We start from the raw sequence: 21,643 nt of genomic DNA, 5'->3' as shown, positions 1-21,643 counted from the left end.
AGTCAACGACGACGCGCCCGCGACGGGCAGTGCGCAAAGTCCATCGCGGTGAGGACCTCCGTCGCTGGGCGGGTCGTCATGCGAGCGCGAGATCGCGGCGGCGGAAGCTGAGCAGCGCCAGCGCGAACAGCCCCAGGCCGAGCGTGGTGAGCACGAGGGCGGGCGAGACGGCGAAATGCTGCAGGGGCATGCGGGCGAGGGCGTGGAATGGCGAGACTTCCAGCGACCAGGCCGGGGCTTTGAGTGCCGTACCCACGGAGTCCCAGAGGAATGCTGTGGCGACCAGGGCGTGCACAAAGGAGACGGCTCGGGGTGCAAGCGCCAGCACCGCGGTCGCGGCGCCCACGGTGGTCACGATGAGCGGGAGGCTGTTCGCCGACGCCGCCAGGAGGGAACCGAATCGAAGGCGTTCGCCGGTGAGCGCCGCGCCGGTCCACATGCCCACCGATGCGACCAGAGTCAAACCGGCCGCCAAGGACACCGCCAGCACGGCGCGGCCGGACAGCCATCGGAGCCGGGAGTGCGGCATGGCCAGCACGACTTCCAGCCGGCCCGCCGATTCCTCGCTGCGGGCCGCCACGACCAATGCCACCGCCAAGAGCGCGGCCAGCAACTGGACCAGCGAAAAGAGCGTGGCGACAAAACCGTCGACGGCGATCTGGCGACCGAAGAACTGCCTATAGATCGGAGTGCGCTGCATGAAGTCGAGAATGGTCTTGACCAGGCCGCCCATCAGCAGGGTGTAGGCGATGGTCCCGCCGAACCAGAAACTCAGCTGCGGAATCTCATCACGCAGGGCGGCCTGCCACGCCGAGCCGAGCAGGAGCCGCCGTGGCGGCCGGCTGTCCCGGACCCCGAGCACGCCCCGGCCGATATCCCGCATCCGCAAGAGATACGCGGAAATCACCACTGGCACAGCCGTTCCGACGGCAATCGCCGCCAGCGTGAGCAGCGACGGCGCGGCCGGCGGGCGCAGTTCCTCGAACCAGCCCAGGGGCGTGAGCCATCGCAGCCACGGAATGCCCGCACCGACGTCGGCGGGCATGCGGATAATCAAGGCCGCCACCAGAATTCCCGCCGCGAGCAACCGCGCGCCACGCACGGTGGCGGCCAACTGCGCGGTCAGGGCGCCCACTCCGGCGAACAGCAGTGCGGGCAATGCGAGCTGCAGCCCCAGCTCGCAGGCGCCGACGAAACCGAGCAGATGCTGCGGCACCCCGACCGCGGCGAGCACGGACACGGTCACCACCATGATCACGAAAGTCTCAACGGCCGTGGCCGTGAGCACCGCCGCGAACCAGCGCCGCCGGGACTGTCCGCCGCTGAGCACCAGATCGCCCCGGCCTGCATCTTCCTCTCCGCGCAACGCACCGGTCGTGATGATCACCGCCCACATCGCCATGATGATCCCGACACTGGTCATGCTGCGCCACGCCACCCAACCGGCGGGCGAGCCGACGTCGTAGGGGTAGCCGTACAGCGCGCGCAGCGCACCGTTGTTCGTCAGCGGTGCGAGCATCGCGGTCCGAGTCGCCTGATTCGGGAACGCCACCACATATGTTTGCAACGCCGTCGTGCAGAACACCGCCATCAAAACCGTCATCACCGCCAGCGATATCCGGTTGGCGCGCAATCGCGCTCGCACCATGACGGCGAACCCGTGCATCGCCTCGCGGCTCATCGCCGTGTCTCCGCCGCGCTCCCGGCCCGGCCCTTCCCGGTACTGCTGCCGACCCCGTCGTGATAGTGGATCAGGAAGATCTCCTCGAGGCTCGGTTCCCGACTGTCGATCGTCGTCACCGGCATCCCTGTGAGCACCGCCAGCAGCGGCCCCATCTCACCGCGGACCTCCAGTGCCACACGGTGATCCACCGCATCGACGACCTCGACCCCGTCGACCAGGCGCAGCGGAGCGATATCGACGCCGTCCCGCGCGAAGCTCACCTCGACCGTCCGCGCCGACAGGTGCCGCAGCTGCGCCAGGGTGCCCTCATCAATGAGCCGTCCCGCCCGCAGAATGCCGATCCGGTCGCACAGGGCCTCCACCTCGCTGAGCACATGCGAGGACAGGAATACCGTCTGCCCGCGGTCGCGGGCCTCACCGACGGTCTCGCGAAAAGCCGCCTCCATCAAGGGATCCAGCCCGGAGGTGGGTTCATCGAGGATCAGAATTTCGGCGCGGGTCGCGAACGCCGCCACCAGCTGCACCTTTTGCCGGTTGCCCTTCGACAGCGCGCGAATCTTCTTGTCAGGGTCGAAATCGAAGCGCTCGATCAGCCGGTCGCGGTATGCGCGATCGCAGCCGCCGCGCAGATTCTCCAGGTATTCGAAGGTTTCCGCGCCGGTCAGTGACGGCCACAGCAACGCCTCCGAGGCGACATACGCACAATGCCGGTGCGCGGCGACCGGATCGGCCCACGCGTCCCGGCCCGCAATGCGCACCGTGCCCGCAGTCGGACGATGCAGGCCCAGCAGCAGCCGGATCGTCGTCGTCTTTCCCGCGCCGTTGGGGCCGAGGAAGCCGTAGATCTCCCCCGCCTCGATGTCGAGTTCGAGACGATCGAGCGCAAGAGTGGATTGGTACCGCTTGGTAACTGCATGCGCCTCGATGACACCCATGGCCCTTACCTCCGACCAGCGATGGAATGCTCCCCATTCTCGGCTCCGGTCCCGGCACCGGCCATGGGCCGATGTCATCGAATCAGTTGCGGCCCGGATTCACCGATCCCGCCCGACGATCGCCGGGCAGCCCCCCGGTATTGGCACGCCACCTGAACTAGCGGGACTTCCGTGTCCCGCCGGCGGGCTGGTGACCATCGTCCCTTCCGGCCGGGCACGAGTCCTCTGATTCTGATCCGTCTCCGGGGCGCACGCTCGGCACATGGAGAATCGCAAGCCTGCAGTCAGCATCGTTTTCGCTTCGGCTCAGGGGTCGACCCGGGAGATCGCCGAGTACATCGGCAACGATCTCGCCGCCCGGGGCGCGACCGTCGAGGTCGCCGACGCCGAGCACGCACCGGACCTGTCGCGTTTCGACGCCGTGGTCATCGGCAGCGCGGTGCACGATATGGCCCTGCTGCCCAACGTCGCGGAGTACGTGGCATCCCACCGCGACGAACTCAGCGCTCGGCCGGTCTGGCTCTTCAGTGTCGGCATCGAACCGGCGCTGCGCGGACCGATCGGCCATCGGATCGGCCGCATGGTGCCGAAACGCATTGCCGCCGTGCGCGACTCGATCAGTCCGCGTGAATACCAGGCCTTCGCGGGGCACTACGAGCGCGTCGGCGTCTCACTCGGCGCACGCATCCTCTACCGCCTGCTCGGCGGCGGTCGCTACGGCGACCTGCGGGATTGGACCGCCATCGGCACCTTTTCGGATTCCATCGCACAGGCTCTGAAACTGCACGCACCGCACACCATTCCGATTCATCCCTGACGGCCGCGCCGACACAGGATTCGACATGGTCGATCCCACTCTGCCCCTCAGCCGGATCGCCGGGGTCGACATCGAGGCGCACTGATCCACCCGGCCCACGCAAGGCCGACACCCTCGACGCACTCGCCGCCCCCGGACCGCCTCACCGAGCACTCGGGTTCTCACCGGGTGATCTGTTCCGCGGCGCGGAGGCCGGAGTTGTAGGCGCCGTGGACGGTGCCGAAGGATTTGCGATCCGTCGCTTCACCGGCGAAATGGACGCGGTCGTCGATGCCGGCGGCGAGGTGGTCGCGCATGTCAGGGGTGGAGCCGAGTTTGTTGAACGAGTAGGAGCCGTGGGCATAGGGGTCGGATGACCAGCGGGTGACCCGGTAGTCGGTCGGTGCGGGAGTAGTTGACCCATTGGCCCCACCGCCTGGCTTTGTCGAGGCCGGGCACGTAGGTGAGCCAGTCGGTGTCGGGCCAGAACTTGGCAGGGAATCGCAGGTAGCACTTGTCGAGTACCCCCATGCCCAGTTTCGCAATCGCAGTTGACTTGTCGTCGGCCAGGCCAGGACCGAATTCGACTGCGCCACTTTGCAGCACACCGAGCGGGAGGGTGACCACCACGTGATCCGTCGACGGCGCCGGTGTTGGTGGTGACGGTGACTCCGTGGTCGTTCCAGTCGATGCGGGTGACAACCTGTCCGGTGCGCACGGTCAGGCCCTTGGCCAGGTAGTCGGTGATCGCGCCGTAGCCGGCGGGGAAGAGCACGTCCTTGCCTTCGATCTTGGCGTCGGCGTCGAAGTACAGGCTCGACAGGTCATCGACACTGCCGGAGTACTCGTGTTCGTAATCGTTGAGCACCGAGGCGACCAATACCTTGTCCGCTTCGGACAGTACAGGCCAGTTCACCGCACGCTCGGCCACCGACCGCAGCGACGCGTCCCGCTCGTCATCGTTGTTGTCTGCGTCGTCCTGGGCGTTGATGAGGGCTTTGGCGATCGTGTCGCGCCAGTGTCCGATCTGGTCGGTGGCGTCCTCGTCGAGACGATGGCCGTCCGTACCGTAGTCGGTGCCGTTGTCATAGCTGGTCGGCACGGTGCGCGCCCCGGCTCTGCGAGCCAGCTCGGCGATGGGGTTGGAGTCGACGCCATGGATCCAGGACGCGCCGAGATCGACCGGGGCATCGGGCCATTGACGGTCGGTCCAGATCCGGCCGCCGATACGGTCGCGCGCCTCGAGCACCACCACGTCCTGCCCTCGGTCGGCCAGGGTGCGGGCGGCGGCCAGACCGGCGATCCCGCGTCAAACGAGGCTTACGGAGTTCATACACAGATGCGTACCGATGCAGCGGGGTGCTGGATTCGGCGATCCCGGTCCTGGCCAAGGACCGCGGAGCGTCGATGCAGGTTATTGCGACCCGCGCGGGTATCAGCCGCGCCACACTGACCCGCATGTTCCCCACCCGCCAGGTACTCGTGCAGGCCATGGCCGCCAAGATCCTCGACGACTGCGACCTGGCCCTGGCTCGCGCTCGGGCCCATCCCGGCTTCACCGACGAGGTCCTGACCGGGCTCGTCGCCGAATACGTCCCGTTCGCCCAGCTCTGGAATCTGGTCTACGTCGAACCCGACGTGCTCGGTGCACCCGAGGCCACCGACCGCGCTGAGGAGATCTTCGCCCACACCGTCACACTGATGGCCGCCGGCCAAGACGCGGGCGTGCTCCGCGCCGACATGCCAGCCACCTGGCTGGCCTCCACTTTCTGCGGGCTGGCCGAAACCGCGTGGGAACTCACCGTCGAAGGTCACATGGGCGCCCGCCAAGCCCCCGACTACCTCACCACCGTGATGCGCCACGGCCTCACCACCCCGGCCGCATCACGGACGCGGTGACCACAGGCGAACAGATCGGAGCGAAATGACTATCCCGGCACTGGTCACTGCGATTGGTCGGCCGAGTCGGCCGGTTCCAGCGGGTGAACCACCTCGTCCAGCGCGAACCGGGGGCTGGGCGGGACCGGGCCGGCGCTGGTTGCCGCCCAGCCCATTCGGATGATCACTTGCGGATGGCCGAAGCCGCCGAGGATGTTCGTGCGGATTTGTTCCCGGATGGCCGGCAGTTCCAGAGGTTCGGTGAGAGCGCAGGTGGCCAGGCCGCGGACGGTCGCGGTCAGCAGGGCGGCGCTGGTGGATTCGCCGGCGCGCAGCCACGCCAGGGGATCGTCGGACCCGGTGCTGAGCAACAGCATTCGCGAGAATTCGTCGGTGTCGCGGACGACTGCTTCGGGGAGCCGAGGGTCGGAGAACGGACGTACGGCCGGGTCCGTGGGGACCACGGCGTTGCGGGCGGGGACGCCGGATGGTGCGGCATGGTGGCCGCTCCAGGCATGCAATTCCGCGATGTAGTCCGGGTCTTGGGCGTGGCTCGCCGACGCTTGTTCGAAGGCCTGCGCCAGTGTCCCACGCACCCCGAGGGCATCGACGTCGCGAATTTCCACGCCCACGACACGGGCGGCGGCGATGACCTTGTCCGCGTGCACGGCGGGCACCTCCCAGGAGGTGAAATGCCGCCGGTCGCTGCGACGTCGAGCGATGGCCTGCGCCAGCTGCACCGTCGTGGGGTCAGTGGCCCCGGAGCGAAATTCGATCGCGGCCAGGTGTCGCGGATCCGCGTGATTCGGGAGCCGATGCACGATCGTCTCCCATCCGACCGCGCCGATCGCCACTCGCAGGTGATGCAGTGCCGCGCCGCAGCTGAGCACCAGTTCGCGGCGGTCGGGGTCGGTGTGCTTCAGCCAGCGGGTGTCGTCGGCGTACAGATGCAGGGTGCTCTCCCCGATACGCCACTGCCAGGGTTGCGTGTTGTGCACCGACGGGGCGCGCACGGCCAGGGCCAGTGCCGCGCGGATGGTGTCGGTATCGGGATGCGTCCTCGACATCGCTATTCCTTCCTCGGGATTCGCAGCTTCGTACTGTTCAGCATGTCTCCATGGGTGGCCGTTGGTGACGGCCGAAAGTCACCGATACCGAGGGCTGACGCCATGCCCTCGGTCATAGTCATCGCCGCCCGTCCCCTCCGTGTTCGGGATGCACCACCATGACCGGGCAGTGCGCGTGCTGAACCAGCCAGTGGGCGGTGGATCCGAGCAGCAGCCCCAGGAATCCGCCCCGGCCACGATTGCCGACGACGACCAGCTGTGCGTCCTGCGACAACTCCATCAACCGCTCCGCGGGCCCGGACAGGTACAGCTTCCGGGTCACCTCGACATCGGGATACTTCTCCTGCCAGCCTGCCAGCCGTTCAGCGAGCACGGCATGCTCGACGCGGTCGAGCTGGCCGATGTCCACCGGCGGACTGTCACCGGCGTATCGGCCCGAGGTCCAATCAGTCCAGATATGCACGGCGACCAGCTCGGTTCCGCGTTCGGACGCTTCAGCGAAGGCCGCTTCGACAGCATCCTCGCTGGTCGGGCTGCCGTCGACGCCGACGACGACCGGACCGTAATCGCGAATCACCCTGCCATGCAGGGTTTCCGGGCGGACGACGACGACTTTGCCCGCTGCGTGGCTGGTCACCGCGAGCAGCGTCGACCCGAGGTGCCCGAGGGTTCCGACATCTCCGGTCGCGCCGATGACGGTGGCGTAGGCCGATGCGCTGTGCTTGATCAGCAGCTCGGCCCCGGTGTCGCCCGACACGCAGGTCACGATACGCAGTCCGGGCTGCTGTTCCCGCGCCGCGAGCTCGGCACGGGCGAGCACGGCGCGGCCGTGCGCCCGAACGGAGTCGAGGATCGGTGGCGCGACGACCTCGTAGGGCCCGAACGCGCCACTCGTAGCGGCCAGATCGAGGCCGTGCACGATCTGCAGCTCCCTCCCGCGCGCTGCCGCGAAGTCCGCCGCCCACCGCACCGCGAGCGCCGCGCCGTCGGATCCGTCCGCTCCGACGACCACGGCCGCCGAGGCCAGCCGATGTGGGTCGTCGTACGCCAGGTCTGTCATCGTGTCCTCCGATGTCCTGCGATGCCGCAGTGCCCGGACGGGACTGCACTTCTCACGGTAGGAATCCACGCACCGGCGTCGATGCGGTCGATCGTCATCGGATGCGGGCCAAAGGGCCCACCGGTGCACCATCGCCGATACGAGGCGATGCGATCGGGATGCGTTCTCGACATCGCCTGTCCCTCGGCGGGATTCACCGCGTCACTGTTTCCGGACCACGAGCACCGGGCAGTGCGCCAGGTGCAGCAGCGCGGTGCTGACCGACCCGAGCACCATGCCCGCGAACCCGCCACGACCATGACTGCCGACCACGATCAGCTGCGCGTCCTCCGCCTGTTCGAGCAGGGCCCGCGTCGGCGTATCGCAGGCGACGACCCGCTCGACCACGACTTCGGGATAGCGCGATTCGTACTCGGCGAGCGCTGCACCGAGCAGCTTGTCCTCGCTCTGCCGGATGGACTCCCAGCCCATGACCGGCAGGTCGAACCCGGTCGTGTCGCTCCAGGCATGTACGGCGATCAGGCCGGCTTTCCGTAGCGAGGCTTCTTCGAACGCCAGTGCCAACGCGGGCCGGCTGTTCGCCGTGCCGTCCACGCCGACCACGATCGGTTTGCCTTCGGCAGCGGTCTCCGGGTTGCCGTGCACCACGACGACCGGGCAGTGCGCGTGCCGAGCGAGAGCGATACTGACCGAACCCAGGACGGCCCGGCGAACCGCCCCGAGTCCACGATTGCCCACCACGACCATGCGCGCATGTGTCGACCGATCGATCAACGCCGGTGCGATCAGATCGAAGATCAGCTCGGTGGTGATCGGGACGGTGTTCCCCGGCAGCGTCAGACGAGCCATCCGCTCGGCGTCCTCGAGCACCTGATCCCCCTGCTCCTGCAGAGTCCGCATCTCCGCTCGGGTCAGCTCCGGCCTGGGCCCCATCCCGATCGTGACCGCATGCGAAACGACGATATGCAGCGGGCACCCGCGCGCGGCCGCTTCGACTGCAGCCCACGCCACCGCCTGATACGAGATTTCGGATCCGTCGGCTCCGACCACGATCGGCGGGTTACCCGGATCCGTTGCGGGAACGGCGTTGTCAGTCATCAGTCCTCCTGAAGCGGTTGTGCCTCGAGCATCCTGCCCCTGGACCTCTCCGCCACAGAGACCTATGTCATTCCCTGCCGGGCCGTCATGCTCCGGAAATCGTCCTGCGCCCCCGCGTCGCCGCCGGTGACCTCCTGAGGGAGGTCCTGGAGCGAGATGCTCAGGCGCGCAACCGCAACGAGCGGGGAGAGAGGGAAGAGGACGGTAATCGGCCATGGAAGAGAGCGGCAAATCGCCGGTCGCGATCTGTTGGCCAACCGACCTCAGGGGCGTCCGCCCTGTGACCTTTCGTGTCAGTTATCCAGCCGGTTGCTGACTTGATGCGTCGCGGCAGGAAGGACCGCGCGACGCTCCCAGCTGGAAATATCGCGGCGTGGCACTGCCGCGGAGGAACGCCAATCAGAATCATGCGACGCGAAAGACATTGAGTATGAAGAATATTGCGCGAGCCGCGATGCTTGGGCGGAATCGCGCGGGCGTACTGCCGACTTTGACGTATCCGGCGTACTGGTTACCAATTGCGGTGAACCGCAGGCTGGTCGGCGTCGGGATGGTGGCGCCCGCTCTGCCTGCGCTGCCTTGTGCGCCGGCGCTGCCCCGCTGCCTGCCCGGGTGTAGATCCATAGTTTCGTGTTGCTGACGTCAGCCTCGACCCACAGTGACCCGGCGGCGTTTCATCGCAGGATCAGGCCGGTGAAGTGATGGGCGTAGTCGGCGCGCCGGGTTCTCCGGAGAGTCGCAGCACGGCGGCACGGACGGTGCGCCGGAACCGCACCCCCGCTGTCAGCAACCCGATGTCTCGGAGGTCGTTGTGGGACCAACGACTCTCCCGACCGGCGACAACCGGATCTGCCGGCGGCGGCCGGCGGCTGTGAGGCTGGAAGTGCCTGCCTTAAGGAGGTTTCGATGGTCTTCGAGGATCGCGCCGAGGCGGGCGCCGCTGCCCCGGATCCGCGGCCACGACCGGGACCGGTCGCGGATCCGCCGCTGTGCGACGACGAGGTGCGTGTGCGGGCCGGGAAAGCCATGGTGTCAGGGCATCTCACCATTCCAGAGCATCCGATCGGTGTGGTGGTGTTCGCGCACGGTAGCGGCAGCGGCCGCCACAGCCCGCGCAACCGCTACGTTGCCGAGGTACTGCAGCGGGCCCGACTCGGCACGCTGCTGTTCGACCTGCTCACCACGGCCGAGGAGGTCAACCGCGCCAATGTGTTCGACATCGATCTGCTGGCCCGGCGACTGGTGGCGGTCACCGAGTGGTTGAGCGGACAGGAACACGCGGAGGGGCTGCCGATCGGGTATTTCGGGGCGAGTACCGGTGCCGCCGCTGCCCTGCGCGCCGCAGCCGATCCGCGCGTGCACGTGCGGGCGGTGGTGTCTCGCGACGGGCGACCCGATCTGACCGGCCGCGCACTGTCGGCGGTACGAGCGCCGACTCTGCTGATCGTGGGCGGTCACGACTACCTGGTCATGGATCTGAATCGCCAGGCGGCCAAGGCGATGTCATGTGAGACCGTGCTGGCCGAGGTGCCCGGCGCGACCCATCTGTTCGAGGAACCCGGCACCCTGCGTAAGGCCGCGGAGCTCGCGCGGGACTGGTTCATCACCCGCTTGCCCACTACTACGGCCGAGCCGGAGGGGGCGGCGTGAGCGACCCGCAGGCCGGGTATAGGTTCGGATTGGCACGGGTGCGCTACTGGCCGATTCGTGGTCGCGTGGTTCATCATGCGGGCGGCCAGGTCCTGCGCAGGGACTTCCGGCCCTACCCAGGGATTGCATGGCCTTACCACGATAGAGATTCGAGACACGAGTTTCCGGCCGACGGGTAAGGAGGTCGTTCGATGCGAGCACAACCAGGGGACTGGCTGATCGTCGAAGGACGCGCGGTCGGGGGCGTGGTCCGTCGCGGTCTCATCGAAGAGGTGCACGGCACGGACGGCGCACCGCCGTATCTCGTGCACTGGACCGACACCGGGCATCGGGCCTTGACCTTTCCAGGCCCCGATGCGTATGTGCGGACCAGCGCGGAACTGCGCGCCCAGGAGGAGATCGCCGCGGCGCGGTACTCGTCGATGCAGCATGTACCCGCCTCCCGCTCCGATGCGGACAGCCGGGGCTGACCGATCTCGCCACTGACTTTCCGACCCGGGCACTCCGGCCCCGTACCGAGGACCTTCGACGCTGTTCGCGGCCGCGCCGCACCGGCCAGACTGGAATCGAACGACACGCGAGAACGGAGGCTTGCGTGACCATCGGCGACACCGTGACGATCGACCGCGACGGGCTGGACCAACTCGTCGTGGTGTTACAGGAGAACGGATATCGGGTTATCGGCCCGACGATGCGCGACAACGCGATCATCCTCGACGAACTCGACACGCCGGCCGCACTGCCCGCCGGGTGGGGCGTGCACACCGAGCCGGGCCGGTATCGCGTGTATCGCCGCACCGACCAGGCGGTCTTCGCGCATTCGGCCGGGCCGGGATCGTGGAAGCAGTTCCTGCATCCACCGCACCGCCTGATCGCACGACTCGACGCCGACCTGAATCTCGTAGCGGCCGGAGACGGTCCGACGCCGACACCGGCGACCGAGCCGTCGTCGCAGCCACCGCAACCGGATCGCCCCGCCGCATTCCTCGGTGTGCGCGGCTGCGATATGGCCGCCATCGGCATTCTGGGGCGGGTGCTCGGTGGAGATGCGTACCCGGACTCGGCTTTCGCGGCCCGCTGCGCCGGTCTGTTCATCGTCGGCGTGAACTGCACCGAGCCGGGCGGGGTGTGTTTCTGCGCGTCGATGGGCACCGGGCCGGGCGTCTCGGCCGGATACGATCTCGCGCTCACCGAACGCATCGACGACAGCGGGCATCGGTTCCTGGTCGAGGTGGGCAGTGCGGCGGGCGAGCGCATACTCGCCGAGCTCCGCTCACACCCGGCGACCCAGGCCGAGATCGCGGACGCCCGCGCCGAGGTGGCGGCCGCAGCGGGTCGCATGGGCCGCAGCATGCCGGATGCGGACCTGCGCGCGGTGATTCGCGAATCCCGCGAATCACCGCAGTGGGAGGACGTGGCGAGCCGCTGCCTGACCTGTGGCAACTGCACCATGGTGTGCCCCACCTGCTTCTGCACCACTACCGAGGACGTCACCGATCTCACCGGCGACCATGCCGAACGCTGGGAGCGCTGGGCGTCGTGCTTCGAATTGGATTTCTCCCATGTGCACGGCGGCAGCGTGCGGCAGTCGGGCGAGAGCCGGTATCGGCAGTGGCTCAGCCACAAACTCGGCACGTGGGACGACCAGTTCGGCAGCTCCGGCTGTGTGGGCTGCGGACGCTGCATCGCATGGTGCCCGGCCGGTATCGATCTGACCGCTGAGATGGGCCGGCTCGTCGAACTGCGCGAGGAGGCCGGCGATGGTCACTACTGAGGAACTGTCCGCGTTCGCCTCGCTGGCAGCACTCGACCGCGCGAAGCTGGAAACACTGACCCGGGCCGGGCATGCGGTGCACTATCCGGCCGGGCAGCGCCTGATCGTGGAAGGCCAACGGGCCGACCGCTGCTGGCTCATCAGCGAAGGCCGGGTAGTGCTGGACGCGGGGGTGCCGGGGCGGGGCGATGTCGTGGTGCAGACACTCGGTCCGGGCGATCTGCTCGGCTGGTCGTGGCTGGTGCCGCCGTACCGATGGCATTTCGGTGCGATCACCGCCGAACCCGTGCGAGCGATCGAATTCGATTCGACTCGGCTGACCGAATTCGCCGACGCCGACCCGAGTTTCGGCCATGCACTGACGCTGCTGCTGTTCGAGGCGCTCCTCGAACGATTGCAGGCCACCCGCGCCCGGTTGCTGGATCTCTACCGCAATCCCGCCGAAACCTGTACCGCCACACCGAAACGCCTGGGCACGTCAGGTGACGGCCGATGATCGCCGAGGCCCGCGTCGGCGCGTCCGCGGACACCATGCTCCCGTATCGGGTGGCACGCCGCATCCTGCAGACCAGTGACACCGCGACCCTGGTGCTCGCCCCGATCGACGCTGCCGCGCAACGGTTCCGGGCCGGGCAGTTCATGATGCTCTACCGCTTCGGCGTGGGCGAGGTCGCCATCTCGGTCAGTGGAAATCCCTGTGCCGCAGTCGATTTCCTGGAGCACACCATCCGCTCGGTCGGGGCGGTGAGCGCGGCCCTGCACGACGCTCCGGTCGGCGCGACGATCGGAGTGCGCGGACCGTTCGGGACCGGTTGGGATCTCGGCTCCGCCGCCGGGCGCGATCTGGTGATCGTCGGCGGCGGAGTCGGGCTGGCGCCGCTGCGCCCGGTCGTGCTGGAGGCGCTGGCGCGGCGCACCGAATTTCGGAGGATCGTCCTGATCACCGGTGCTCGCACACCCGATGACATCCTCTTCCGGGACAACCAGCAGGTCTGGGCCCGCGGCGGCCTGCTCGAACTGCATCAGACCGTCGACCATCCGGCTCCCGGCTGGACGGGACCGATCGGCTTCGTCACCGAACCGCTCGCGAAACTGGTTGTCGATCCGGGCAACACCACGGCATTCCTCTGCGGTCCCGAACCGATGATGCGGTTCTGCGCGCACGCCCTGCTGCGCACGGGCGTCCCGCCCACCGATATCCGGGTCACCCTGGAACGCAATATGCAATGCGGTGTCGCCCGCTGTGGCCATTGCCAGCTCGGTCCGCTGCTGCTGTGCCGCGACGGCCCGGTCGTGGACTACGCGGTGGCCGAACCCCTGCTTTCGGTACGGGAGCTCTGATGACGACACCCACGCTCGCGGTCTGGAAGTTCACTTCCTGCGACGGCTGCCAGCTCACCCTGCTGGATTGCGAGGACGAACTGCTCGCGCTGGCGGGCCGGGTCCGCATCGCTCATTTCATCGAGGCGAGCAGCGCGGTCGAGCCCGGGCCCTATGACGTGTCGCTGGTCGAGGGTTCGGTCAGCACGCCCGACGAACAACGCCGGATCCTCGAGATCCGCGCTCAGTCACGGATTCTCGTGACGATCGGCGCCTGCGCCAGTCACGGCGGCATCCAGGCGCTGCGCAACTTCGCCGACATCACCGAATTCGCGTCGGTGGTATACGCCAGCCCGCAATACATTTCGACGCTGGACACCGCCACGCCGATCGCGGCGCATGTGCCGGTGGACTACGAGCTGCGCGGCTGCCCGATCGACCGCCGCCAACTGCTGGAGACCCTGTGCGCGCTGCTGGCCGGGCGCGAACCCGACCTGCCGAACACCAGCGTCTGCACCGAATGCAAGCGCCGCGGCAATACCTGTGTGATGGTCGCTGACGGCATTCCCTGTCTCGGCCCGGTCACCCAGGCGGGATGCGGCGCCCTGTGCCCGTCCTACCACCGCGGCTGCTACGGCTGCTTCGGCCCGATGGAACGGCCCAATATCGGTGCGCTGCTGCCGATCCTGCGGATCAACGGCATGGATACCGCCGATATCGACCGAGTGTTCAGCACGGTCGCGGTCGCCGCGCCGGACTTCGCCGAGAGGAACCGGGATGAGCCATCGCAGTAGGCAATTGCGGGTCAGCTCGCTGGCGCGCGTGGAGGGCGAGGGCGCGCTGCGGGTTGTCGTCGAGGACGGGCGGGTGGAGCGGGCAGAGCTCAATATCTACGAACCGCCGCGCTTCTTCGAGGCCTTCCTGCGCGGCCGGGCGTACACCGAGCCACCCGATATCACCGCCCGGATCTGCGGCATCTGCCCGGTGGCGTATCAGACCAGCGCCTGCAACGCGCTCGAACAGATATGTGACGTCGCACTGGATCCGCCGCTGACCGCGCTGCGCCGACTGCTGTACTGCGGCGAGTGGATCTCGAGTCATTCCCTTCACATTCACCTGCTGCACCTGCCCGACTTCCTCGGTTACCCGGACGCCATCGCCCTGGCCGCCGACCATCGCGAACTGGTCGAGCAAGGGCTGGCCATCAAGAAGGCGGGCAATACGCTGCTCGAACTGATCGGTGGCCGTGCCATCCACCCGATCAATGTCCGGGTCGGCGGTTTCTACTCTGTGCCCGGCCGCGCCGATCTGGCACCGGTCGCCGAACAGCTGCGCCGCGCCCAGGACTTCGCGATCGAAACCGCCTGCCGGGTGGCGCAATTCGACTTCCCGGATCTGGAGCTCGACCACGATCTACTCGCGGCCACCGCGTCGGACTGTTACGCCATCGAGGATGGCACCGTGTCGACCAGCACCGGACTCGGTTTCCCCGCAAGTGAATTCGGCGAGCACGTGGTCGAGGAACAGGTTCCGCATTCCACCGCGCTGCACGCGCGATTGGACGGGCGAAGTTATCTGACCGGTCCCCTGGCTCGATACAGCCTCAACTCCCGGCGTCTTTCCCCACTCGCCCGCCAGGTCGCCGCCGCGGCGGGGCTCGGCCCGGAGTGCCGTAATCCGTTCCGCAGCATCGTGGTTCGTGCCGTCGAGGTGGTGTACGCCATCGATGAGGCGCTACGTCTCATTGCCGACTACGAGCCGCCCGTGAGCCCTGCTGCGCTCTGCGCGCCACGGCCGGGCGTCGGCCACGGTATCAGCGAGGCCCCGCGCGGATTGCTCTATCACCGTTACGAAATCGACGACGCGGGTTCCATCCGGGCCGCCACGATCATTCCGCCGACCTCCCAGAACCAGGCTGCCATCGAGGACGATCTACGCCACGTGGTGTCCGAGCACCTCGACCTGGACGATGCGGCGCTGACCGCCCTGTGCGAACGCACCATCCGCAACTACGATCCGTGCATCTCGTGCTCGGCCCACTTCCTCGAGCTCGACGTGGTGCGCCGATGAGCGGTCCGCGAGCCGTCGTCATCGGCGTCGGCAACGAGTACCGGCACGACGACGGCATCGGCCCCGCAGTGGCCACGGAACTCGAAAGGCTGGGCCTGCCCGGCGTTCTCGTGGCATTGAGCGACGGCGAGCCGACGGGTCTGCTGGATCTCTGGGCCGACGCGGAGCTGGCGATCGTGGTCGATGCCGTCCTCTGTGAACCTTCCACCCCCGGCCGGGTCTGGCGCACCACCGTCGACGCCCTGCGCGGCCTCACCCACGCCGCCAGCTCCCACGCCATGGGCATCCCCGACGCCCTCCCCCTGGGCCGCGCCCTCGGCCGCGTCCCCGCCGAACTCGTAGTCATCGCCGTCGAAGCTCACCGCCTCGACCTCGGCGTCGGCCTCTCCACCCCGGTCGCCGCCGCCCTCCCCGACGTCATCGCCACCGTCCGAACCGAACTCGCCCGCCTCGGCATCCCAGCGGGATGAATGAACGCTCAGCCGGGTCGACTGCAATCGGGCGGATGGTCGTCACGGTCAGCGAACCAGCGGTCGGTCGGCGAAGTCCGTCAGACCGTGTAGCCGCCGTCGACGTCCAGTGTTTGGCCGGAGATGAAGTCCGCTCGGTCCGATGCGAGGAACGCGACGGCTTCCGCGATGTCGTCCGCATTCCCGAAGCGGCGCAGCGGAATATTGCGCCGGGCGACCTCGAGCGCGGTTCGATCGAGATCTCCGGAATTGATCAGGCGCTCGGCCATACCGTCGGTCAGCATGCCCGGACCGACACAGTTGACGCGGATGCCGTAGCGACCCTCTTCGGCCGCCAGGCCACGGGCGACGGCTTCCACTGCCCCCTTGGTGCCGGCGGAAAGGCCATCGCGGACCGGATAGCGGCGTGTTGCGGCCGTGGTCACCGCGACGACCGAGCCCTGCGACCGGCGTAGCAGCGGCAGGGTGGCGTGCATCAGGTTGAAGAACGCCGCGGCGTCGGCAGTCAACTGCTGCCGGTACTGCTCCGGCGACACGCTGCTCAGATGAACCATCGGGACATGGGGTCCGGCGGCGTAGACCACGGTGTGCAGACTGCCGAATCGCTGCTCGAACTGCGTGACGACATCCGCGACCGCACTCGGATCGGTGAGATCCAGCGCCCAGGCGCGGCAGGAGCGTCCGACCCGCTCGACGTCCTTCGTCAGCAGCTCGGCCGCGTCTCGATTCGCGCGATAGGTGAGCCCGATGTCGCTGTCCCGTTGCGCCAGCAGGCGGACCACCGCGGCGCCTATCCCGCCGGTGCCACCCGCGACCAGTGCGGCACCATCACGTCCCCGGAAGTCATCGCTCACTACTTCTCCCTCTACCAAGCAATTGCTTGGTCAATCGTAGCCTGCGTTCGATCCGCCGCCTCTCGAAGCAGCATCCGTGCTTCGCGGCAGGGTCACATATTCGGGTGATGGAGCGTCCGGAACCGACTCCGGATACTCGAGCCGTGATCCGGCTTCCGGGTCGTCCAGACCACCGACTGCCCCTTGCGAGCGAAAGCAATTGCCATGTCTCTCACGATCGACGTCTTCAACACCGGATACCTGCCGATCAACGGTGGACCGGGATGGGATCCGGACACCGCCGCCACCTGGCCCGCATCGACCGCCACGCTGATCTCCGGTGCGCGGGACGCCATCCTTGTCGACGCGCTCATGACGGTCGAGGAAGGCCGCCGCCTCGCCGCCTGGATCGGCAACACCGGCAAGAACCTGACCAGCATCGTCATCACCCACGGTCACGGCGATCACTTCTTCGGCGCGGGCCCGGTCCTCGAGGCTTTCCCGCAGGCCCGGCTGCTGGCTCTGAACACCACCGTCATCGAGGAAGCGCGCTACAACCTCGGACCCGAGGTGCAGCAGAACTGGATCGCGTGGTTCGGTGACCGGTTCGACCGCACACCGGCACTCCCGCAGCCGGTGGAATCGGAAACCCTGACCGTGGACGACCACCCGGTGCGCTTGGTCGAAGTCGGGGGCGCCGACGGTGTCCTCAACACCGTGGTCCATATCCCCGAGTTGGACACCGTCTGCTCCGGCGACGCCGTGTACAACAACATCCATATGTGGCTGTGGAATTCGACGCCCGCCAGCCGCCGGACATGGCTGGCGACCATCGACAAGATCGCCGACCTGCACCCCGCCACGATCATCGCCGGCCACAAGGATCCCGGCGCGCCCGACGACGACGCCGAACGCCAAATCGCGCAATCCCGTTCCTACATCGAGGCATTCGACCGGGCTGTCGCCAAACTGTCGTCCGCGCAAGAGGTCATCGACGAGATGACCGGTCTCTTCCCCGGTTACGGCAACCCCTACACGTTGTTCGCCGCCGCCTATGCCCAATTCCAGAACTGATCGACCCCGCCGCCCGAGGTCGTTGATACTCACCGTTTTTCATCGATGAAGACGATCGATTCGACGAACTCGGTAATGGCTCGGGCCAGCGACACCGGTTGTTCCTCGGCCGGCCAGTGCCCGGCATCGGGGATCATGGTGGTGCGTACATCGGTGACTCCGACATCGCGTAGTCCCTGCGCGACGGTGTCGGTGACGGTGGCGTGGGAGAACTCGCTGAACGCGAGCAGGATCGGCACCTCGAGCGCCTCGGTGGCGTGCTGATTGTCGGCGATATCGAGTGGCAGCGCACGAAACATCTTGAACCCCGCCGTGAGACGATCCGCACCCTGATAGCCCGACACGTAGGCGGTGATGTCGGTGTCGCCGATCGCCTCCGGGTGCGCGGCGAAGCGGTCGATGAATCGGCGGAAGTACTCACGCTCGTTGCCCTGGACCAGGGGCTGGGCGGTGAAACGGCCGCAGGAGCTGTCGCTGTGGAAGCCGAGATGCCAGTAGGCCGGCGAGCAGGTGACGTCCTCCCATCCGGCGATGCCGGGCAGCGCCGTATCGACGCTGACCAGTCCCCGGACGGCGGCGGGATACCGTCGAGCGAAGGCATAGCCGACGAGCGCACCCATGTCGTGCCCGACCAGGAACACCCGGCCCAGGCCCAGATCCTCCAGTGCGGCATGCACATTCGCCGCCATCGTGACCTTGTCGAACGCGTGCGGCTGGGGCGCGGATCGGCCCACTCCCGGCAGGTCCAGGGCCACCGCGGAACAGAGCTCGTCCAGCAGCGGAAGCACCCGGCGCCACGCGTGGGACGTCTGCGGCCAGCCGTGGAGAAACACTGTCGAATGCGCGCCGCGGCCACTACGCTGCCGGCCCAGCTGCGGTCCCGCCCCGGGAGGCTGCGACGCGAGCGCGCCATGCGCGTCGTGCATGCCTCCTCCTCGGTCCGGCCGCGCGTGAAGCCATCCAACGGCCTGCATGGTCCCGCATACGGATCGTCGCCCCAGTATCGAGCGAGCGGGCCGGGGCGTCTCTACCGCAAACAGGTGAGGCGAGCCGCCCCGTCGAGCACCGATTGGACGAATTCGCGATGCCGGAGCTCGAGCGGCCGCGCAGAATGGGTAGTCCAGGGTGGCTGCGGGGAAAGGCGGTGTCCGTTGCATTCCGAGCCGTTGCGGGGCCGGAGCGAACCGATGCGGCGTGCGCTGGCGGTGCTGCGAGGCGCGAGCAGACACGGCACCGGCGGGATCATCTGGATCACCGGCGCCGCCGGGCTCGGCAAGACGGCGCTGCTGTCGGAGATATGCCGCCAGGCCGAGCGCACCGGCATGCGTGTCGCGGCCGGTCGCTGCGACATCGTGGAGCAGGTCCAGCCGGGTGCGACGGTGCTGGGCCTGTTGCGTTCCGGACGAGATCCCTTGCTGGCCACCGCCGACTATGCGGGCATCGTCGCGCAATCGGCAGAACCGCTCCTCCTGGTCGAAGCCGTCGCCTCGGCGCTCGAGAACCGCGCCGCCACCGCCCCACTGTTGCTCGCCGTCGACGATGTGGACCGCGCCGATCGGGTCAGCCAGTTCCTCCTGCGGACCGTGATTCCACGCCTGGTCCGGCTGCCCGTCGTGTGGGTGCTGACAACCCGCGATGACGACGTGGAAGCCGATCTCCCCGGACACGGACTCGCCGCTGTCGAGCAGATTCGGCTGGGCCCGCTGGCGCTGCCGGACCTGGCCATGATCGCGCAGGATCGGCTGGGCCACCTGCCCGACCAGCGGCTGCGCGGATACCTCGATGCCATCGACGGCAATCCCACACTGGCCGTCCAGATCATCGACAATGTCGCACGAGCCACCGCCCGCGACGACTCCGACACCGTATCGGTGGAATTCACGGCGGCCATTGCCGCCAGGCTGGCACAGCTCGGCCCCGCCGCGCGGGATCTCGTGCAGACCGTCGCCATCGCCGGCCGTGCGGTTCCGGTACCCGACCTCGGCAGGCTCGGTACCGCGAGCTCCGAACAGCAGCTCCCACAAGCTCTTTCCGGCGCCTTGGAGTCGGGATTGCTGCGCGCCGAAGGCGAGCGTGTGGACTGCCGGCATGACCTGGTACGTGCCGCGGTGTGCGCCGGTATTCCGGCCGCACCCGCTCGACGGCTGCATCGCAGCTGCGCCGTCTACTACCTCGCAGCCTCCGAAGAACTCATCGCCGCCGCGCACGCGCGGGAAGCGATCGGTCCGGGCGATCTGCCCGGCGCCACGACCATGGTTCAGGTCGCCGAATCCCTCGTGGCGGCCCACCCCGAGGAGGCCGGGGAACTGGCGGCGCTCGCCTTCCGGGCCGTTCGACCCGACCAGCCCGCCTGGCTCGACCTCAGCAAACGGTGCCTGTCGGTGCTCTGCCGCACCCAGCGTTCCACCGAAGCCATCACCGTCGCCGACCTGATCCTCGCTCGCCTGGACGACAACCCTCTCGTTGCTGAAGTGGAAACCCAAGTGGCCCAGGCATTGTGGCTGAGCGGTCGCATCAGCGATCTCGTCACCCGCACCGAGCGGGTCCTCGGCACCCGAACCCTCGAGCCCACGGTCACCGCGCGCCTGCGCGCTGCCGCTGCCCTGGCCAACACCCGCATCGCCCGCGGACCCGCCGCCATCCGCGTCAGCGAGGCCGCGCTCGACCTCGCCCGGACGGTCGACGACCGCGAGGCGCTCGGCCTGGCTCTGCAGGCGGCCGGTGAGGCCGCGAAGAACGATGCCCGCCACCTCACGGCGCTGGGCCATTTTCGCGAACTTCGCGCTCTCGGCGGGGTCTCCTACCTGGCCGAGGAGATCATCGAGCTGCAGTTCCTCGACCGCTACGACCACGCACAGGCGCTGCTCGATCAGGCCCGCACCGACCACTGCACGACCGAAGCCATCCTGCCGGCCTTGAGCGGCAGCGAAATGTGGCTGCACTTCAATCTCGGACGCCTCCACGAGGCAGATGCCGCAGCCCGCGCGCTCATCGACCTCGGCCGCACCCTCGGCAACACCGAGCAGGCCTGCGACGGCGCCATGGTGAGCGTCGCGGTGGCGTTGTTGCAGGGCGACATCGAGCGCGCGGATCAGCACATCCGGACCACCGACGAGATCGTTCGAGGCGGTGACCACACCCGCAAGCCGGTGGTCGGGGTCATGCGCGGCTGGCTCGCCGCCGCCCGCGGTGAGTTCGAGAGCGCCATGGCCACGTGGCGGCCCGTCCTGGACGGGGCGGGTGTGTGCAACGGCTACTGGCCACTGTGGCCGTGCTGGACGGGCCTGTTCTTCAAGATCGGCGACACCGCCATGGATCACGAATTCACTGCTCTGGCAACAGCGGTCGCGGAAGTGGCAGCGAGCCGGAATCCGGGGGTCGCCAGTTTCGAGGGCATGGCGTTGAACCTGCGCGGCCGCAACCGTGGCGATCTGGACCTCATCGGCCGTTCCGCACAGGTTCTCGCCCGCAGCCCACGTCCCCTGCTGCGCGCCTGCGGAGCCGAATCCTACGGGCGGGCCCTCCTCGCCGCCGGTGACCGCAGCCGCGGCCTGGCCGAACTGGACCGCGCGTGGGAGGAATTCCACACCATGAATGCCCGGGCCAAGACCGCCGAAATCCAGAACGTGATGCGGGCGGCCGGTGCTCGTCGTTCCAAATGGCTTGTCACACTGCATCACTCAACCGACGGCTGGGCCTCGCTCACGCCCTCGGAACGCCGGGTCGCGGCCCTCATCGGCGCGGGGCACACCAATAAATCCGCGGCCGCCGAGCTCGGCATCTCGGTCAATACCATCGGCACCCATCTGCGTTCGGCGTTCACCAAGCTCGGCATCCAGTCCCGGGTCCAGCTTGCGAACACCCTGCACAGCTTGCCGTCACACGAATAGGTGAGTGATCGTCGTGCTGGGGAATGGCAACCTGGTCCGACCGA

18 protein-coding genes and 2 pseudogenes are annotated in these 21,643 nt (G+C 68.1%); 12 read left to right on the top strand and 8 right to left on the bottom strand.

Going from position 1 to position 21,643, the window contains the following annotated elements; translation table 11 throughout:
- Positions 1-76: 76 nt before the first annotated feature.
- Positions 77-1,681, bottom strand: a complete 1,605-nt coding sequence (locus ACFXIV_RS22320; protein WP_379396145.1) for a hypothetical protein — start codon at positions 1,679-1,681, stop codon at positions 77-79.
- A complete protein-coding gene (locus tag ACFXIV_RS22315) occupies positions 1,678-2,619 on the bottom strand; it encodes an ATP-binding cassette domain-containing protein (RefSeq protein WP_379396147.1) in 942 nt (313 codons plus the stop codon). Before ACFXIV_RS22315 ends, ACFXIV_RS22320 begins: the two co-directional genes overlap by 4 nt.
- A 262-nt stretch (positions 2,620-2,881) precedes the next feature.
- Between ACFXIV_RS22315 and ACFXIV_RS22310 the strand changes: the two genes are divergently transcribed.
- Positions 2,882-3,436 (top strand): flavodoxin domain-containing protein, encoded by a 555-nt coding sequence (locus ACFXIV_RS22310; RefSeq protein WP_379396149.1) that lies wholly within the window; start codon positions 2,882-2,884, stop codon positions 3,434-3,436.
- A 161-nt stretch (positions 3,437-3,597) separates the two neighbouring features.
- Here the strand turns inward: ACFXIV_RS22310 and ACFXIV_RS22305 are convergent.
- A pseudogene (locus tag ACFXIV_RS22305) lies at positions 3,598-4,709 on the bottom strand (flavin monoamine oxidase family protein).
- 113 nt (positions 4,710-4,822) lie between these two features.
- Between ACFXIV_RS22305 and ACFXIV_RS22300 the strand changes: the two are divergent.
- Positions 4,823-5,314 (top strand): TetR/AcrR family transcriptional regulator, encoded by a 492-nt coding sequence (locus tag ACFXIV_RS22300; protein ID WP_379396151.1) that lies wholly within the window; start codon positions 4,823-4,825, stop codon positions 5,312-5,314.
- Between the two features lie 44 nt (positions 5,315-5,358).
- Here the strand turns inward: ACFXIV_RS22300 and ACFXIV_RS22295 are convergent, their stop codons facing one another.
- The 3 genes from ACFXIV_RS22295 to ACFXIV_RS22285 form a co-directional block, all read right to left on the bottom strand.
- Positions 5,359-6,360: an Acg family FMN-binding oxidoreductase gene (locus tag ACFXIV_RS22295; protein WP_379396153.1), complete on the bottom strand. Its 1,002-nt coding sequence runs from the start codon at positions 6,358-6,360 to the stop codon at positions 5,359-5,361.
- A 118-nt stretch (positions 6,361-6,478) separates the two neighbouring features.
- On the bottom strand, positions 6,479-7,420 hold the full coding sequence (locus ACFXIV_RS22290; protein ID WP_379396155.1) for a universal stress protein: 942 nt from the start codon (positions 7,418-7,420) through the stop codon (positions 6,479-6,481).
- 201 nt (positions 7,421-7,621) lie between these two features.
- Positions 7,622-8,518 carry a universal stress protein gene (locus ACFXIV_RS22285; protein ID WP_379396157.1) on the bottom strand — a complete coding sequence of 299 codons (897 nt, stop codon included), beginning with the start codon at positions 8,516-8,518 and terminating at the stop codon, positions 7,622-7,624.
- A 918-nt stretch (positions 8,519-9,436) separates the two neighbouring features.
- Here ACFXIV_RS22285 and ACFXIV_RS22280 point away from each other — a divergent pair.
- The 8 genes and pseudogenes from ACFXIV_RS22280 to ACFXIV_RS22245 all read left to right on the top strand — a co-directional run.
- Positions 9,437-10,168, top strand: a pseudogene (locus ACFXIV_RS22280) (dienelactone hydrolase family protein); the annotation flags it as partial.
- A gap of 191 nt (positions 10,169-10,359) precedes the next feature.
- The gene (locus tag ACFXIV_RS22275; protein ID WP_379396158.1) at positions 10,360-10,638 is read left to right on the top strand and encodes a DUF1918 domain-containing protein; all 279 of its coding nucleotides are present in this window, start codon (positions 10,360-10,362) and stop codon (positions 10,636-10,638) included.
- A 125-nt stretch (positions 10,639-10,763) separates the two neighbouring features.
- Positions 10,764-11,942: a 4Fe-4S dicluster domain-containing protein gene (locus ACFXIV_RS22270; protein ID WP_379396160.1), complete on the top strand. Its 1,179-nt coding sequence runs from the start codon at positions 10,764-10,766 to the stop codon at positions 11,940-11,942.
- Positions 11,929-12,438 (top strand): cyclic nucleotide-binding domain-containing protein, encoded by a 510-nt coding sequence (locus tag ACFXIV_RS22265; protein WP_379396161.1) that lies wholly within the window; start codon positions 11,929-11,931, stop codon positions 12,436-12,438. Before ACFXIV_RS22270 ends, ACFXIV_RS22265 begins: the two co-directional genes overlap by 14 nt.
- Positions 12,435-13,283 (top strand): FAD/NAD(P)-binding protein, encoded by an 849-nt coding sequence (locus ACFXIV_RS22260; protein ID WP_379396163.1) that lies wholly within the window; start codon positions 12,435-12,437, stop codon positions 13,281-13,283. Before ACFXIV_RS22265 ends, ACFXIV_RS22260 begins: the two co-directional genes overlap by 4 nt.
- Positions 13,283-14,056 (top strand): oxidoreductase, encoded by a 774-nt coding sequence (locus tag ACFXIV_RS22255; RefSeq protein ID WP_379396165.1) that lies wholly within the window; start codon positions 13,283-13,285, stop codon positions 14,054-14,056. Before ACFXIV_RS22260 ends, ACFXIV_RS22255 begins: the two co-directional genes overlap by 1 nt.
- The gene (locus ACFXIV_RS22250) at positions 14,040-15,332 is read left to right on the top strand and encodes a Ni/Fe hydrogenase subunit alpha (protein ID WP_379396167.1); all 1,293 of its coding nucleotides are present in this window, start codon (positions 14,040-14,042) and stop codon (positions 15,330-15,332) included. The genes ACFXIV_RS22255 and ACFXIV_RS22250 overlap by 17 nt, the downstream gene beginning before the upstream one ends.
- Positions 15,329-15,802 carry a hydrogenase maturation protease gene (locus ACFXIV_RS22245; RefSeq protein ID WP_379396169.1) on the top strand — a complete coding sequence of 158 codons (474 nt, stop codon included), beginning with the start codon at positions 15,329-15,331 and terminating at the stop codon, positions 15,800-15,802. The genes ACFXIV_RS22250 and ACFXIV_RS22245 overlap by 4 nt, the downstream gene beginning before the upstream one ends.
- Positions 15,803-15,882: 80 nt before the next feature.
- Here the strand turns inward: ACFXIV_RS22245 and ACFXIV_RS22240 are convergent, their stop codons facing one another.
- On the bottom strand, positions 15,883-16,656 hold the full coding sequence (locus ACFXIV_RS22240) for an SDR family NAD(P)-dependent oxidoreductase (protein WP_379396171.1): 774 nt from the start codon (positions 16,654-16,656) through the stop codon (positions 15,883-15,885).
- Between the two features lie 204 nt (positions 16,657-16,860).
- Here ACFXIV_RS22240 and ACFXIV_RS22235 point away from each other — a divergent pair, with 204 nt between their 5' ends.
- Positions 16,861-17,709 (top strand): MBL fold metallo-hydrolase, encoded by an 849-nt coding sequence (locus ACFXIV_RS22235; protein ID WP_379396173.1) that lies wholly within the window; start codon positions 16,861-16,863, stop codon positions 17,707-17,709.
- Between the two features lie 29 nt (positions 17,710-17,738).
- Here the strand turns inward: ACFXIV_RS22235 and ACFXIV_RS22230 are convergent, their stop codons facing one another.
- The gene (locus ACFXIV_RS22230; RefSeq protein ID WP_379396175.1) at positions 17,739-18,635 is read right to left on the bottom strand and encodes an alpha/beta fold hydrolase; all 897 of its coding nucleotides are present in this window, start codon (positions 18,633-18,635) and stop codon (positions 17,739-17,741) included.
- Here ACFXIV_RS22230 and ACFXIV_RS22225 point away from each other — a divergent pair.
- Complete coding sequence (locus ACFXIV_RS22225; protein WP_379421318.1) at positions 18,549-21,599, top strand: AAA family ATPase; 3,051 nt, start codon at positions 18,549-18,551, stop codon at positions 21,597-21,599. The genes ACFXIV_RS22230 and ACFXIV_RS22225 overlap by 87 nt on opposite strands.
- Positions 21,600-21,643 lie beyond the last annotated feature (44 nt).

The organism is Nocardia sp. NPDC059236 (assembly GCF_042754085.1).
GTDB lineage: Bacteria > Actinomycetota > Actinomycetes > Mycobacteriales > Mycobacteriaceae > Nocardia.
The sequence above is the reverse complement of the archived record's forward strand: the minus strand, read 5'-3'. Positions and strand labels throughout refer to the sequence as shown.